Consider the following 14250-nt stretch of genomic DNA (forward strand, 5'->3'; position numbering starts at 1 on the left):
CAACAAGCATTGGACAGGAAGGTGGCGAGCATGGTGACCGCAAAGAAGAAGGGCCTGGGCAGGGGACTGGAAGCATTGCTCGGCGGCCCGGCCGAGATTGTCGAAGCCGCGAAGGAAACCGGCGCGCCGTCGGTGCTGCGCGTGGATCAGTTGCAGCCCGGCAAATACCAGCCGCGTACGCGCATGGACGAAGGCGCGCTGCAGGAACTGGCCGCCAGCATCCGCGCGCAGGGTCTGATGCAACCGATCCTGGTGCGCCGCGTGGCCGAACCCGACCGCTACGAGATCATCGCGGGCGAGCGACGTTACCGCGCATCGAAGCTGGCCGGCCTCGACAAGGTGCCGGTGCTCGTCAAGGACGTGGCCGACGAAGCCGCCGCCGCGATGGCGCTGATCGAGAACATTCAGCGCGAAGACCTGAACCCGTTGGAAGAAGCGCAAGGCATCATGCGCCTGATCCGCGAATTCAGTTTCACGCACGAGCAGGCCGCGGAATCGGTGGGACGCTCGCGCAGCGCGGTGTCCAACCTGCTGCGCCTGCTGAACCTGGCCTCGCCGGTGCAGACCATGCTGATGGCCGGTGATCTCGACATGGGGCACGCCCGCGCACTGCTGGCCGTGGATGGTGCCAACCAGATCACGCTGGCCAATCAGATCGTGAACAAACGGCTGTCGGTACGTGAAACCGAGAAGCTGGTGGCCTCGACGCTGAAGCCGTTTGATCTCAAATCACTCAAGCAGAAGCAGGGCAACGGCACGCGCGACGTGGCACGGCTGGAAGAGGAGTTGTCCGACACGCTGGGGCTGGCCGTCCAGATCAAGCTCGGTGCGCGCGGCAAGGGTCAGTTGACAATCCACTTCCCGAGCAACGACGCGCTCGATGGGGTACTGACACGGCTGCGCGAACCTGAAGCCAGCGCATAACCGGTTTACCCGTCATTCGGCAATGTTTTACTGGTGGATATTTCGCGCTGTCGGCCCGGCGCGACACCTGCACATCGCGTGCACCAGCCTGCGGCAGACAATCTGCGCGATAACCGAACGCCCCCGCAGCGATGATTCATTGCGGTGCGCAGCCGCACGGCGTCAACGGGGGCCAAAACACCATGATTCGCGCAAGGACGAGCGCAATCCAATTACGTTTCGCATCATTGCTGCGCAATTTCGCACCCGCCATCATGAAGACGTGATAGCAACCGTTGTGCGAAATTCAATGCAAGCTAACTGAAAGCAGATTGACTCAAGTTGGCGATTCCTAATAGAATCGTGCGGTTTGAAATCTGGCCGGGCCGGAAAAATTCCGGGTTGGGCCGAGACTGGGCAGGTGGTGGTGCGAGACCTTCGTGACGAGTGGGATGATAACGCCCGGGATGAGGACGAAGCTGTCGATCCGCTGTCGCGTGCCGAGGCGGTGAAGCTGCTGGGCGAGCGCGCGTTGCGTCCGTCCCGCATGACGCCAGGCAAGGTGGTAGTGGCTCAGGTAATCGTGACGCTGCTTTCGGCACTTGCCTGGTCGATGTTTGCGCAGGGTGGCATGGCCTCAGGCTGGTCCGCTTTCTTCGGTGGCATGGCGTGTTTCGTACCCAGCGGCTTCTTCGCGCTGCGCTTGTACGTGTCGCGCAAGCAGCCATCGGTTGGCGGCCTGGTGGCCGGCGAGGCAATCAAGATCTTCGGCACCGTGGCACTCCTGGTGCTGGTGATCGTGCTGTACCGTGATTTGCACTGGGTACCTTTGCTGGTCACGTTCCTGTTGGCACTCAAGACTTATTGGGTGGCGCTCGCGATCCGCTAAGCGGATGAACGCGAATCCCGTCGCCCTTGGCACTGCACAGGCAGCGCCGCGGCGTGGGGCTTGCGTCTCAGATGAGGCACCCATCCGGATTATCAAGAGGTTTCATGCGCCGCGCGTCACGAAGGTGAAGCGCAGCGTGAGTAAGGTTTTGCCAGAAGTTTTGCCAGAACAAAGCGGCGAGCTTGCACGGGCGGTGACCGGTCATGTGACCGAAGGCCATGCGAGACGCATACCGGTGGGCCGATGAGTTGGCGCCGGACAGACCAATTTCGCAATATACCTTTCGTTTCGACATGTCAGCTGAAGCTACCGCTGGGCACACGCTCACACCCTCAGGCTATATCGCCGAACACTTGCAAAACTTGAATTCGATCGGCGGAAAGCAGCACGCCGTCGTCGATTTCAGTGTCATCAACTATGACACCGTGTTCTGGTCCGTGCTGTGCGGCGCTATCGCCGTGCTGTTCCTCTACGTTGCCGCACGCCGCGTCACGCCGGCCGTGCCGGGCCGCTTCCAGGCTTTCGTGGAAATGATCGTCGAGATGGTCGACGACCAGGCCAAGGGCATCATCCACGGCGACCGTTCGTGGATCGCCCCGCTGGCGCTGATGGTGTTCTGCTGGATCACCCTGATGAACGCCATCGACCTGATCCCCGTCGACTGGGTCACCGGCCTGAACAACCTGCTGGGCATCTTCCACATCCATCTCCCGCACCACCGCGCAGTGGCCACGGCCGACCTGAACGGTACGCTGGGCATGTCGTGCTCGGTGCTGGTGCTGATGATCTACTACAGCTTCAAGATCAAGGGCGCAGGCGGCTTCATGCACGAACTGTTCTCGGCCCCGTTCGGCGCCAAGTGGTACCTGGCCCCGTTCAACCTGATCCTGAACATCATCGAATTCCTGGCCAAGGCCGTGTCGCTGGGCATGCGGTTGTTCGGCAACATGTACGCCGGCGAACTGGTGTTCCTGCTGATCGCACTGCTGGGTTCCATCTGGACGTTCGGTGCGGACCTGTCCGCGCTGGGCTTCATCGGGCACGTGGTTGCCGGCACCGTATGGGCCATCTTCCACATCCTGATCGTGCTGCTCCAGGCCTTTATTTTCATGATGCTGACGCTGGTGTACATCGGCCAGGCTCACGATCACCACTGATTTCAGGTTCTTCGTTTTTTAGTTTTTTGGTTCTAAGTCTCTCTCAATTAAAGGAGTCATCATGCAAGCATATCTCGCCAACATCCAGGGTCTGACCGCAATCGGTATCGGCATCATCATCGGTCTGGGCGCTATCGGTGCCTGCCTGGGTATCGCCCTGATGGGCGGCAAGTACATCGAAGCATGCGCACGTCAGCCTGAACTGATGAACCCGCTGCAAACCAAGATGTTCCTGCTGGCCGGCCTGATCGACGCTGCATTCCTGATCGGCGTGGGTGTTGCAATGCTGTTCGCGTTCGCGAACCCGCTGCTGGCTGTCATTCAGTAAGTCTTTTCGGTCTGCATGATGCTGACGGGCGGCGCAGGCCTCAGTCCGATGGCCTGGCCGCCCTTGTGCATTTATCTGTAGTTTGATTACCGAAAGGAACACACCATGAATCTGAACGCAACGTTTCTTGCGCAGATGGTCGTGTTCTTCATCCTGTGGTGGGTTGTTGCCAAATTCATTTGGCCGCCGCTGGTGAAGGCGCTCGACGAACGCGCAAAGAAGATCGCCGATGGCCTCGCCGCTGCCGAAAAGGGCAAGGCGGAGCTTGAAATCGCCAACAAGCGTGTGGACCAGGCCATGGCCGAAGCCCGCACCGAAGGCGCGCAACGCGTGGCCGACGCTGAAAAGCGCGCCCAGGCAGCCGCCGACGAGATCAAGCAAAACGCCCAGGCGGAAGCCGCACGTATCATCGCCCAGGCCAAGGCCGAGGCGGAACAGCAGGTTACCCGCGCTCGCGAGACGCTGCGCGACCAGGTTGCCGTGCTGGCCGTGAAGGGTGCCGAGCAGATCCTCAAGCGTGAAGTGAACGCGCAGGTCCACGCAGACCTGCTCAATCAACTCAAGGCTGAGCTCTAATCATGGCTGAAACCGCAACCATTGCCCGTCCCTACGCCGAGGCGCTGTTCCGCGTCGCGAGCGAAGCCGGTGCAGGCAACCTGGGTGCATGGTCCGAACTGGTGTCGGAAATGGGGCAGGTTGCCGCCAATCCCGACATGCAGGCCCTCGCCACCGATCCGAACGTCCCGGGCGCCAAGCTCGAGGAAGTGTTCCTGTCGGTGCTGAAGAGCCCGGTGAACGACGAGGCAAAGCGCTTCGTCAAGCTGCTGGTAGAAAACAGCCGCCTGACGGTGCTGCCGGAGATCGCCGAACAGTTCCATGTGCTCAAGAACGCCCGCGAGGGGTCGTCCGATGTGGAAATCACCAGCGCTTTCCCGCTGGATGACTCGCAGAAGAACGACCTGGTCGCCGCACTCGAACGCAAATTCGGCCGCAAGCTGTACGCGAACGTGGTGGTCGACCCATCGCTGATCGGCGGCGTGAGCGTCAAGGTCGGCGACGAAGTGCTCGACACCTCCGTGCGTACGCGCCTGGCTGCCATGCAAGCCACGCTGACCGCCTGACCGCAACGGCCGACGGATTGAAGAATTAGGAGCATTGTGATGCAACTGAACCCCTCAGAAATCAGCGAGCTGATCAAGTCCCGCATCTCGGGTCTTGGCGCCGACGCTGAAGTGCGCAACACCGGCACGGTAATTTCCGTGACCGATGGTATCTGCCGCGTGCACGGCCTGTCTGGCGTGATGCAGGGCGAGATGCTGGAATTCCCGGGTAACACCTTTGGCCTGGCACTGAACCTCGAGCGTGACTCGGTGGGTGCCGTGGTGCTGGGTGATTACGAACACATTTCGGAAGGCGATACGGTCAAGTGCACCGGCCGCATTCTGGAAGTGCCGGTTGGCAAGGAACTGCTGGGCCGCGTGGTCAACACGCTGGGCCAGCCGATCGACGGCAAGGGCCCGATCAACGCCAAGGAAACGGACGTGATCGAGAAGGTGGCACCGGGCGTGATCGCACGTCAGTCGGTGAGCCAACCGGTCCAGACCGGCCTGAAGTCGATCGACGCGATGGTGCCCATCGGCCGTGGCCAGCGCGAGCTGATCATTGGCGACCGCCAGACCGGCAAGACCGCCGTGGCCGTCGACGCCATCATCAACCAGAAGGGCAAGGGCGTCTTCTGCGTGTACGTGGCAATCGGCCAGAAGGCTTCGACGATCTCGAACGTGGTGCGCAAGCTCGAAGAGCTGGGCGCCATGGAATACACGATCGTCGTGGCCGCATCGGCTTCGGACTCGGCCGCCATGCAGTACCTGGCTGCCTACGCCGGCTGCACGATGGGCGAATACTTCCGCGACCGCGGTGAAGACGCACTGATCGTCTATGACGATCTGACCAAGCAGGCATGGGCCTACCGTCAGGTGTCGCTGCTGCTGCGCCGCCCGCCGGGCCGCGAAGCCTACCCTGGCGACGTGTTCTACCTGCACTCGCGTCTGCTCGAGCGTGCTGCCCGCGTGAACGAAGACTACGTGGCCAAGTTCACGAACGGCGCCGTCACCGGCAAGACCGGTTCGCTGACCGCGCTGCCCGTGATCGAAACGCAGGCTGGCGACGTGTCCGCCTTCGTGCCGACCAACGTGATCTCGATTACCGACGGTCAGATCTTCCTGGAAACCGACCTGTTCAACGCCGGTGTCCGCCCCGCTATCAACGCCGGTATTTCGGTGTCGCGCGTGGGTGGTGCAGCGCAGACCAAGGTCGTCAAGAAGCTGTCCGGCGGTATCCGTACCGACCTGGCCCAGTACCGTGAACTGGCTGCGTTCGCGCAGTTTGCCTCGGACCTGGACGATGCCACCCGCAAGCAGCTGGAGCGCGGCCGCCGCGTGACGGAACTGCTGAAGCAGCCGCAATACCAGCCGCTGCAAGTGTGGCAACTGGCCGCGTCGCTGTACGCCGCGAACAATGGCTTCCTCGACAACGTCGACGTGAAGGACATCCTGCCGTTCGAGAAGGGCCTGCACGACCACCTGAAGACCAAGTTCGCCGACCTCGTCAACCGCATCGAAGATACCAAGGATCTGTCGAAGGACGACGAAGCCGCCCTGCGTGCCGCGATCGAGGATTTCAGGAAGTCCGCCGCGTTCTAACCGCGTGATTCCATGCGCTGCGCCGCCGCTGCCGCAAGGCAGCGGGCGCGGCATGAATGGAGAGGAAAGATATGGCCGGAACGAAAGAGATTCGAACCAAGATCAAGAGCGTGCAGAACACGCGAAAGATCACCAAGGCGATGGAGATGGTCGCCGCATCCAAAATGCGCAAGGCGCAGGAACGGATGCGTAACGCCCGCCCTTACGCTGAAAAAGTGCGCAATATCGCAGCGCACCTTTCCGCTGCCAACCCCGAGTTCAAGCACCCGTTCATGGTGGCGCGCGATGTGAAGCGCGTCGGCATGATCGTGGTGACGACCGACAAGGGTCTGTGCGGCGGCATGAACACGAACGTGCTGCGAGCTGTGACCAACGAACTGAAGGACCTGCAGGGCCGGGGCGTGGACGTGCAAGCGACCGCCATCGGTACCAAGGGCATGCAGTTCCTGGGTCGCATCGGCGCCAAGGTGGTCTCGAACGTGACGCAGCTCGGTGACACCCCGCACCTGGAAAAGCTGATCGGCGCGATCAAGGTCCAGCTGGATGCCTTCACCAACGGCGAAGTCGATGCGGTGTACCTGGCCTATACCAGGTTCATCAACACGATGAAGCAGGAGCCGATGGTCGAGCAACTGCTGCCCCTGGCGGCAGACAAGCTGAGCCAGACCGAAGATGAGAAGCGCGCCTACTCGTGGGATTACATCTACGAGCCCGACGCCCAGACGGTTGTGGAAGAGTTGCTCGTCCGCTACGTCGAAGCGCTGGTGTACCAGGCCGTGGCCGAGAACATGGCGTCGGAACAATCCGCGCGCATGGTGGCCATGAAGGCGGCATCCGACAATGCCAAGAACGTGATTGGCGAACTGCAACTGGTCTACAACAAGACCCGTCAGGCAGCGATCACGAAGGAACTGTCGGAAATCGTCAGCGGCGCGGCAGCGGTCTAAGGCGTCAAGTATTCAAGCTATCGGAGATACGAAATGAGTATCGGAAATATTGTGCAGTGCATTGGCGCGGTGGTGGACATCGAGTTCCCGCGTGACGCAATGCCGAAGGTGTACGACGCACTCGTGCTCGAAGAGGGCAACGACAAGTCGTTCGCCGAGAAGGGTCTGACCTTCGAAGTGCAGCAGCAGCTGGGCGACGGCGTGGTGCGTACCATTGCGCTGGGTTCCTCGGACGGCCTGCGCCGTGGCATGTCGGTGAAGAGCACCGGCGCCCCCATCTCCGTGCCGGTTGGCCACGGTACGCTGGGCCGCATCATGGACGTGCTGGGTCGCCCGATCGACGAAGCTGGTCCGATCGCCGCTGACGAAAAGCGCGCGATTCACCAGAAGGCACCGAAGTTCGACGAACTGTCGCCTTCGGTTGACCTGCTGGAAACGGGCATCAAGGTGATCGACCTGGTGTGCCCGTTTGCAAAGGGCGGCAAGGTGGGCCTGTTCGGTGGCGCCGGCGTCGGCAAGACCGTGAACATGATGGAGCTCATCAACAACATCGCCAAGCAGCACAGCGGTTTGTCGGTGTTTGCCGGCGTGGGCGAGCGTACCCGTGAAGGGAACGACTTCTACCACGAAATGAAGGACTCGAACGTGCTCGACAAGGTGGCCATGGTGTTCGGCCAGATGAACGAGCCGCCGGGCAACCGTCTGCGCGTGGCGCTGACCGGCCTGACCATGGCCGAGCGCTTCCGCGACGAAGGCCGCGACATCCTGTTCTTCGTCGACAACATCTACCGCTACACGCTGGCCGGTACGGAAGTGTCGGCACTGCTGGGCCGTATGCCTTCGGCCGTGGGCTACCAGCCTACGCTGGCTGAAGAAATGGGCAAGCTGCAGGAACGGATCACGTCGACCAAGACGGGTTCGATCACGTCGATTCAGGCCGTGTACGTGCCTGCGGATGACTTGACCGATCCGTCGCCGGCTACCACCTTCCTGCACCTGGACTCGACCGTCGTGCTGTCGCGTGACATCGCCGCGCTGGGTATCTACCCCGCCGTCGATCCGCTCGATTCGACCTCGCGCCAGCTGGATCCGCAAGTCGTGGGTACGGAACACTACGAAGTGGCCCGCCGCGTCCAGCAGACCCTGCAGCGCTACAAGGAACTGCGCGACATTATCGCGATTCTGGGCATGGACGAACTGTCGCCGGAAGACAAGCTCGCCGTGTCGCGTGCGCGTAAGATCCAGCGTTTCCTGTCGCAGCCGTTCCACGTGGCCGAAGTGTTCACGGGTTCGCCGGGCAAGTACGTGCCGCTGAAGGAAACCATCCGTGGTTTCAAGATGCTGGTGGATGGCGAGTGCGATCACCTGCCCGAGCAGGCGTTCTACATGGTTGGCTCGATCGACGAAGCCTTCGAAAAGGCCAAGAAGCTTCAGTAAGCGAGGTCTTTCGCCTTCACCGGTCGGGGTGGCATCGCCGAAAGGCAGCCACCCGGGCTGAAGGCGAATCACCGCTTCCTGTTTGCGGGAAGCAAACGCCTTCTGGAGAAAGGATCATATATGGCAACCATTCTTGTAGACGTCGTCAGCGCGGAGTCGTCGATCTTTTCCGGTCAGGCGAAGTTCGTTGCGCTGCCGGGCGAGTCGGGTGAACTCGGTATCCTGCCGGGCCACACGCCGCTGATCACGCGTATCCAACCCGGTGCGGTTCGCATCGAGAAGGAAGACGGCAGCGAGGAATTCGTGTTCGTTGCCGGCGGCATTCTGGAAGTCCAGCCTCAGCACGTGACCGTGCTGGCCGACACCGCCATCCGCGGTGGCGATCTGGACGAAGCCAAGGCCCAGGAAGCGAAGCGCGCTGCCGAGGAGCTGATGCAGAACCAGAGCAGCGATCTCGACCTGGCTCGTGCGCAAAGCGAACTGGCCGTGGCCGCCGCACAGCTGGCTGCAATCGCCCGCCTGCGTCGTAAGAAGTAAGCATTACCTGACTAACGCCGCGTCGTTGTTTTTTGAGCGTGGTCAGTAAAAAAGGCAGCCAGTTGGCTGCCTTTTTTTAAGTGCGCGCGCTATATTTTCGAGCCAGGACGGCAAAAAAAAGCGCGCGGGCCGGGGAGGCACCGCGCGGACGGGAAAATCCCTTCGAGGGGTCAATTCGAAGGAACGGGTTCGGTCCAGGAGTTTTACTTACAAGCGCAGCGGAACTTTCGTCTCCGCATGATCGGCGAGTTTCCCACTCTGGAATCTCAAGCCTCGCGCCGCCAGCTTTCCTGGTTGTCCGGATCAGCCACTTCTGAGAAGAGGCTGGTCTGGATAATTCGGGTTACTGCTAGGCTTTCTTCTACACCCCTTATTATTCAAGAGCTTAGCGGCGGGGGTGCCTCACACCAAGCGCTGGTCTGTCAATGCATTGTGGGGGAAACTTCTGGGCATGGCAGTAACAAAATGTATCGGTTTGCAAGAAGTTGAAAGCTAGCTGCGATATTTCCCGGCGTTTTAAACACTTTTGCGCAAATTTGAAACCGTTTTCATCACCTGAACGGCGCGCTGTCCCTTGGGAAAATGTAAATACATTTCGGGGCTAGTGTACTGAATGCATTACGTTTTTTAGGGCCGTGCTTAATTGGCATCCCTCCTTGGTAGGGTGGCTGCCATTTCGCTGCCAACGCTCTGTGCGATGCCGCATTCAGCGTTACGATTCGAAACGGTTCGTATTGCCGTTTTCCGAAGCGGTGGAGCCGCCGCAACTGCCGCTACACTGACGATCCTTCGTTATTCCCGATTTCTCCATGGCCATCGATCCCCAATTGCAGGCGTACTACCTTCGCATGGCTGAACGGTATGCGGGACAACCTCTTGCGGCGGATGCCGTGGCGCGTCGTGCGCGCTTCGAGGAGGTGGCGGCGCTGTCCATCCTGCCAGATCCGGAAGACATGCAAGTCAGCAACCTGGAGATCCCGGTCGACGGTGCGGCACTGCCTGTCCGCATATTTCGACCCGCGGCCAGCGCCCCGGCACGCCTGATTGTCTATTTCCATGGGGGAGGCTGGGTGGTTGGCTCGCCGGTGACCCATCACACGGTTGCCGCCTTGCTGGCCACCGATACGGGGTGCATCGTGGCGAGTGTCGATTACCGCCTGGCGCCCGAGTATGCGTTTCCGACACCATGCGACGACGCCGTGGCCGCCGTGCGATGGCTCGCGGCACAACGCGAAGCACTCGGCGCGACGCCAGACTTTCTGGCCGTCGCCGGCGATAGCGCCGGTGGTCATCTGGCCGCCGCGGCGGCGCGTGTCGTCAACGAGGAGGCCGGTGCGCCAGTGGTGAACGCCCAGTTGCTGATCTATCCGGTGGCCGCGCCTGTGCTGACGACGGAAAGCTACCGCGCCTTTGCCGAAGGGCCGGGCCTGACGCGCGACGAGATGTCATGGTTCTGGACACAGTACATCGGTGACGCCGCGTTGGCGCGGGGACCGGAACAGTCCGATCCGCGCATTCATTTGATGGCTTCGCCACCTGCCCAGTTGCCGCCAGCCACTGTGGTGATGGTCGCCGCCAACGACGTGCTGCGCGACGATGGCCTGGCCTACGCGGATTTCCTGGTGCGTCATGACGCACCGGTGACCACGATCGAGGCGAGCGGCATGACGCATGGCTTTGCGCGTCTGCAGCCGGAGGCGCCGCGTGCTCGCGAGTGGATGCGGCGCGCGGCGCAGGCATTCGTCGGCACCTTCGACGAACTCTGAGTCTGCTGCACCGAGCCCGCCGGACATGACGGGCATCACGGCCCCAGCCGTGGGAAGACCGCTGCGTTCCCGTAGAATGGCGGTCTTACGAGGATGACCATGACCGCATTGCAGAACGATACCTTCCTGCGCGCATTGCGCCGGCAGCCCACCGAACACACACCGCTGTGGCTGATGCGCCAGGCGGGCCGCTACCTGCCTGAATATAATGCCACGCGCGCGCGCGCAGGCAGTTTCCTGGGACTCGCCAAGAATCCGGCATATGCGACCGAGGTGACGCTGCAGCCGTTGGACCGGTATCCGCTGGACGCGGCCATTCTGTTCTCCGACATCCTGACCGTCCCGGACGCGATGGGCCTCGGCCTGTCCTTCGCTCAGGGCGAAGGCCCGCGTTTTGCACATCCGCTGCGTACCGAAGCCGATGTGGCGAAGCTGGCCGTGCCGGATATGTCGTCACTGCAATACGTGTTCGATGCAGTCAGCGAGATCCGCCGCGCGCTTGTGCAGGACGGTCGCCAGCGCGTGCCGCTGATCGGTTTCTCGGGCAGCCCATGGACCCTGGCCTGCTACATGGTGGAAGGCGGAGGCTCCGACGATTTCCGCACTGTGAAGGCCATGATGTATGGCCGGCCAGACTTGATGCATCGCATCCTGGAAATCAATGCCCAGGCTGTTTCCGCCTACCTGAACGCGCAGATCGAAGCCGGCGCGCAGGCCGTGATGGTGTTCGATACCTGGGGCGGTGCACTGGCCGACGGCATGTACCAGACGTTCTCGCTGGCCTATATGCGTCGGGTGCTGCAGGGCCTGAAGCGCGAGCACAACGGCGAGCAGATTCCCGTGATCGTCTTTACCAAGGGCGGCGGTATCTGGCTGGAGCAGATCGCTGATATCGGCCCGGACGCCATCGGCCTGGACTGGACCGTCAACCTGACGCAGGCTCGCCAGCGCACCGGTAACCGTGTGGCGCTCCAGGGCAACATCGATCCGACCGTCCTCTTTGCCCCGGAAGCGGCGATTCGCGAACAGGTGCGCAACGTACTCGACAGCTTCGCGGCAGGTGGTGGTAGCGATGGCCACGTCTTCAACCTGGGACACGGTATTTCGCAGTTCACGCCGCCTGAGAACGTTTCGATCCTCGTCGATGAGGTCCACGCTCACAGCCGCAAACTGCGCGCTACGCGGTCAGCCTGATTCTCTGTGCAGTCAGTTTCCCCGCGTCGCAACGATGTGATGGGTAAAATCCCATTTGTGGCGCAGGCGGCGCTAAAGGCGGGCTGTCAAGTAAACTATTTTGATTTTTATCGCCAAAAAGGTGCCAGGGGCTTGTTGTCAAGGCTTGACTTATGCACACCGATAGGTTTGCGGCGCTGCACGAGCGGGTAAGTCCTTAACTCACTTGGGGGAGGTTTGCAAGCCCTTGATTTATAAGGCTTTGAATCTTCTCCAAACGGGCTGGCCGGAGCGATGGAACCCTTGCCGTACGCGCCTTAGCGGGTGGTCGGCGCGACTTTTCAACAAAGTTATCCACAGGCATTTTCTGGCAGCGGCAAAACCTTCCATGGATCATCGACTTAGGGTCACATTTCAAGTTTTACTTTAAGTTGATGTTGCGCCGCACACAGACTTCCTCCAACGTAAAGTTCTCGACTGGCATGCACCGGATTCGCGCCATCGCCATGCACCAGTCGGGAGGGTGCGTGTGATCAGCCCCAACTCGCCAGGCACGGTAACTGTGGCGGATACCTTACAGACAACTGCTCCCACGTTGTCGTATCCCCGAATCGTCCGCGTGGCACTCGATACGCCGGCCGATGACTGCTTCGACTATCTCTCCGATGGCGCGGCCGCACCCGGGGAGCTGGTGGTCGTGCCGTTCGGCAAGCGCATGGTGGTGGGCGTCGCCGTTGCACTCGCAGACGATTCGGATGTGCCTTCGGACAAGCTCCGGCCCATTACGCAGCGGATCGGCTGGCTGCCCCCGCTCAACGACGAGTGGCTCGCCCTGGCCCGGTTCGCCGCGCGCTACTACCACCGTTGTCTTGGCGAGGTGATGCTGCCATCGCTGCCGCCGTCGCTGCGCGACGCGGAGACGTGGGAGCGGCTTGGCGTGCGCGCCCAGACCGTGCAGTACCGGCTGCGGCCCGGGTGTGCCGACGCGTTGCGTGAGGCCGCTCCCACTCGCGCCCGCACCGTGCGTGCCCTGGCTGAACTGCTGATCGCCGCGCAGGACTGGGTACGCCTGCCCGATGCGAGGGAAATCTGCGCGGCGGCACCGGCGCGCTTGGCTGAATGGGAGGCCGCAGGCTGGGTCGAGTGCGCGCACGCGCCGCAGATCCTGCTGGAGACGCGTGCAGACCTTGCGCCATCGCCTGCGCCGGCACTCCATGACGAGCAGCGCCGGGCGGTGGATGCCATCGCGGCTGCCGCGGGCTTCGCGGCCTTCCTGCTGCACGGTGTGACCGGCAGCGGCAAGACCGAGGTGTATCTGCACGCGATGGCGGATCGGCTCGCAGCGGACCCCTCGGCGCAGGTGCTAATGCTGGTCCCCGAAATCAACCTCACGCCACAGCTGCAATCCCGGATCGCCGAGCGCTTTCCGGACTTGCCGCTGGCCGTGCTTCACAGCGGCCTCGCCGATCAGGAGCGCAGCCTCCAATGGCTGGCGGCGCACCGGGGTGAGGCGCGCATCGTGCTGGGCACCCGGATGGCGGTGATGGCGTCGATGCCGAACCTCAAGCTGATCGTTGTCGACGAAGAGCACGATACGTCCTACAAGCAGCAGGAAGGGTTGCGCTACTCGGCGCGCGACCTCGCGGTCTGGCGGGCGAACCAGCTCAAGGTGCCGATCGTGCTGGGGTCGGCTACGCCTTCGATGGAATCCTGGCAGCGTGCCGAGCAGGGCGCGTATCGCAAGCTGGTGTTGCGCGAACGCGCCCAGACCGATGCCGCGTTGCCGACCGTTCGGCTGATCGATCTGAATCACGAGCGTCAGCGTCAGCGCGAACTGTTCGAGGGGCTGTCGGTGCCGTTGCTCGATGCGATCCAGCATCGGCTCGATCGCGGCCAGCAGAGCCTGCTGTTCCTCAACCGGCGAGGTTATGCACCGGTGCTGGCCTGCGATAGCTGCGGCTGGCTGTCGGGTTGCCCGCGCTGCTCGGCGTACCTGGTGCTGCATCGACCGGAACGGCGGCTGCGCTGCCACCACTGCGGGTTGGAGTCGCCGGTGCCACACCATTGCCCGGACTGCGGCAATGTCGATGTGGCGCCGCTCGGGCGTGGTACGCAGCGAATCGAGGAAGCGTTATCCACACGTTTTCCACAGGCTCGCATCGCGCGCATCGATGCCGATTCCACGCGCAAGAAGGGCAGCGCGCAGGCCATGTTCGATGAGGTTCATGCGGGCGAGGTCGATATCCTCGTGGGCACCCAGATGGTGGCCAAGGGCCACGACTTCCAGCGCGTGACGCTGGTCGGCGTGGTCCACCCCGACGCCGCCATGTTCAGTCACGACTTCCGCGCGGCCGAGCATCTGTTTGCGTCCTTGATGCAGGTGGCCGGACGGGCGGAAGTCGTGACTGAAC

At 62.1% G+C, this 14250-nt stretch carries 13 protein-coding genes; all 13 read left to right on the plus strand.

Features of this window, described 5'->3' with window-relative positions; all coding sequences use genetic code 11:
- Positions 1-30 precede the first annotated feature (30 nt).
- Positions 31-924: a ParB/RepB/Spo0J family partition protein gene (locus tag FFS21_RS18495; protein ID WP_137926236.1), complete on the plus strand. Its 894-nt coding sequence runs from the start codon at positions 31-33 to the stop codon at positions 922-924.
- 400 nt (positions 925-1324) lie between these two features.
- Positions 1325-1792 (plus strand): ATP synthase subunit I, encoded by a 468-nt coding sequence (locus FFS21_RS18500; protein ID WP_370459311.1) that lies wholly within the window; start codon positions 1325-1327, stop codon positions 1790-1792.
- A gap of 293 nt (positions 1793-2085) precedes the next feature.
- Entirely contained in the window at positions 2086-2949 is an 864-nt protein-coding gene (gene atpB, locus FFS21_RS18505; protein WP_137926237.1) for a F0F1 ATP synthase subunit A, read from the plus strand.
- Between the two features lie 61 nt (positions 2950-3010).
- Complete coding sequence (gene atpE, locus FFS21_RS18510; protein WP_092138471.1) at positions 3011-3277, plus strand: F0F1 ATP synthase subunit C; 267 nt, start codon at positions 3011-3013, stop codon at positions 3275-3277.
- A 105-nt stretch (positions 3278-3382) separates the two neighbouring features.
- Positions 3383-3853 (plus strand): F0F1 ATP synthase subunit B, encoded by a 471-nt coding sequence (locus FFS21_RS18515; protein ID WP_137926238.1) that lies wholly within the window; start codon positions 3383-3385, stop codon positions 3851-3853.
- Positions 3854-3855: 2 nt separating this feature from the next.
- Positions 3856-4398, plus strand: coding sequence for a F0F1 ATP synthase subunit delta (locus FFS21_RS18520; RefSeq protein ID WP_137926239.1), 543 nt, complete (start codon positions 3856-3858; stop codon positions 4396-4398).
- Positions 4399-4437: 39 nt separating this feature from the next.
- Complete coding sequence (gene atpA, locus FFS21_RS18525) at positions 4438-5979, plus strand: F0F1 ATP synthase subunit alpha (protein WP_137926240.1); 1542 nt, start codon at positions 4438-4440, stop codon at positions 5977-5979.
- A 71-nt stretch (positions 5980-6050) separates the two neighbouring features.
- Positions 6051-6926 (plus strand): F0F1 ATP synthase subunit gamma, encoded by an 876-nt coding sequence (gene atpG, locus FFS21_RS18530; RefSeq protein WP_137926241.1) that lies wholly within the window; start codon positions 6051-6053, stop codon positions 6924-6926.
- 33 nt (positions 6927-6959) lie between these two features.
- A complete protein-coding gene (gene atpD / locus FFS21_RS18535) occupies positions 6960-8363 on the plus strand; it encodes a F0F1 ATP synthase subunit beta (RefSeq protein ID WP_029051300.1) in 1404 nt (467 codons plus the stop codon).
- Positions 8364-8483: 120 nt separating this feature from the next.
- A complete protein-coding gene (locus FFS21_RS18540) occupies positions 8484-8900 on the plus strand; it encodes a F0F1 ATP synthase subunit epsilon (protein ID WP_137926242.1) in 417 nt (138 codons plus the stop codon).
- 809 nt (positions 8901-9709) lie between these two features.
- On the plus strand, positions 9710-10666 hold the full coding sequence (locus FFS21_RS18545; protein WP_137926243.1) for an alpha/beta hydrolase: 957 nt from the start codon (positions 9710-9712) through the stop codon (positions 10664-10666).
- A gap of 99 nt (positions 10667-10765) precedes the next feature.
- The gene (gene hemE / locus FFS21_RS18550; protein ID WP_137926244.1) at positions 10766-11860 is read left to right on the plus strand and encodes a uroporphyrinogen decarboxylase; all 1095 of its coding nucleotides are present in this window, start codon (positions 10766-10768) and stop codon (positions 11858-11860) included.
- A 541-nt stretch (positions 11861-12401) separates the two neighbouring features.
- On the plus strand, positions 12402-14250 hold a 1849-nt coding region (locus FFS21_RS18555), incomplete at its 3' end, for a primosomal protein N' (protein WP_137926248.1).

Source organism: Cupriavidus sp. 2SB, assembly GCF_005503625.1.
Lineage (GTDB): Bacteria > Pseudomonadota > Gammaproteobacteria > Burkholderiales > Burkholderiaceae > Cupriavidus.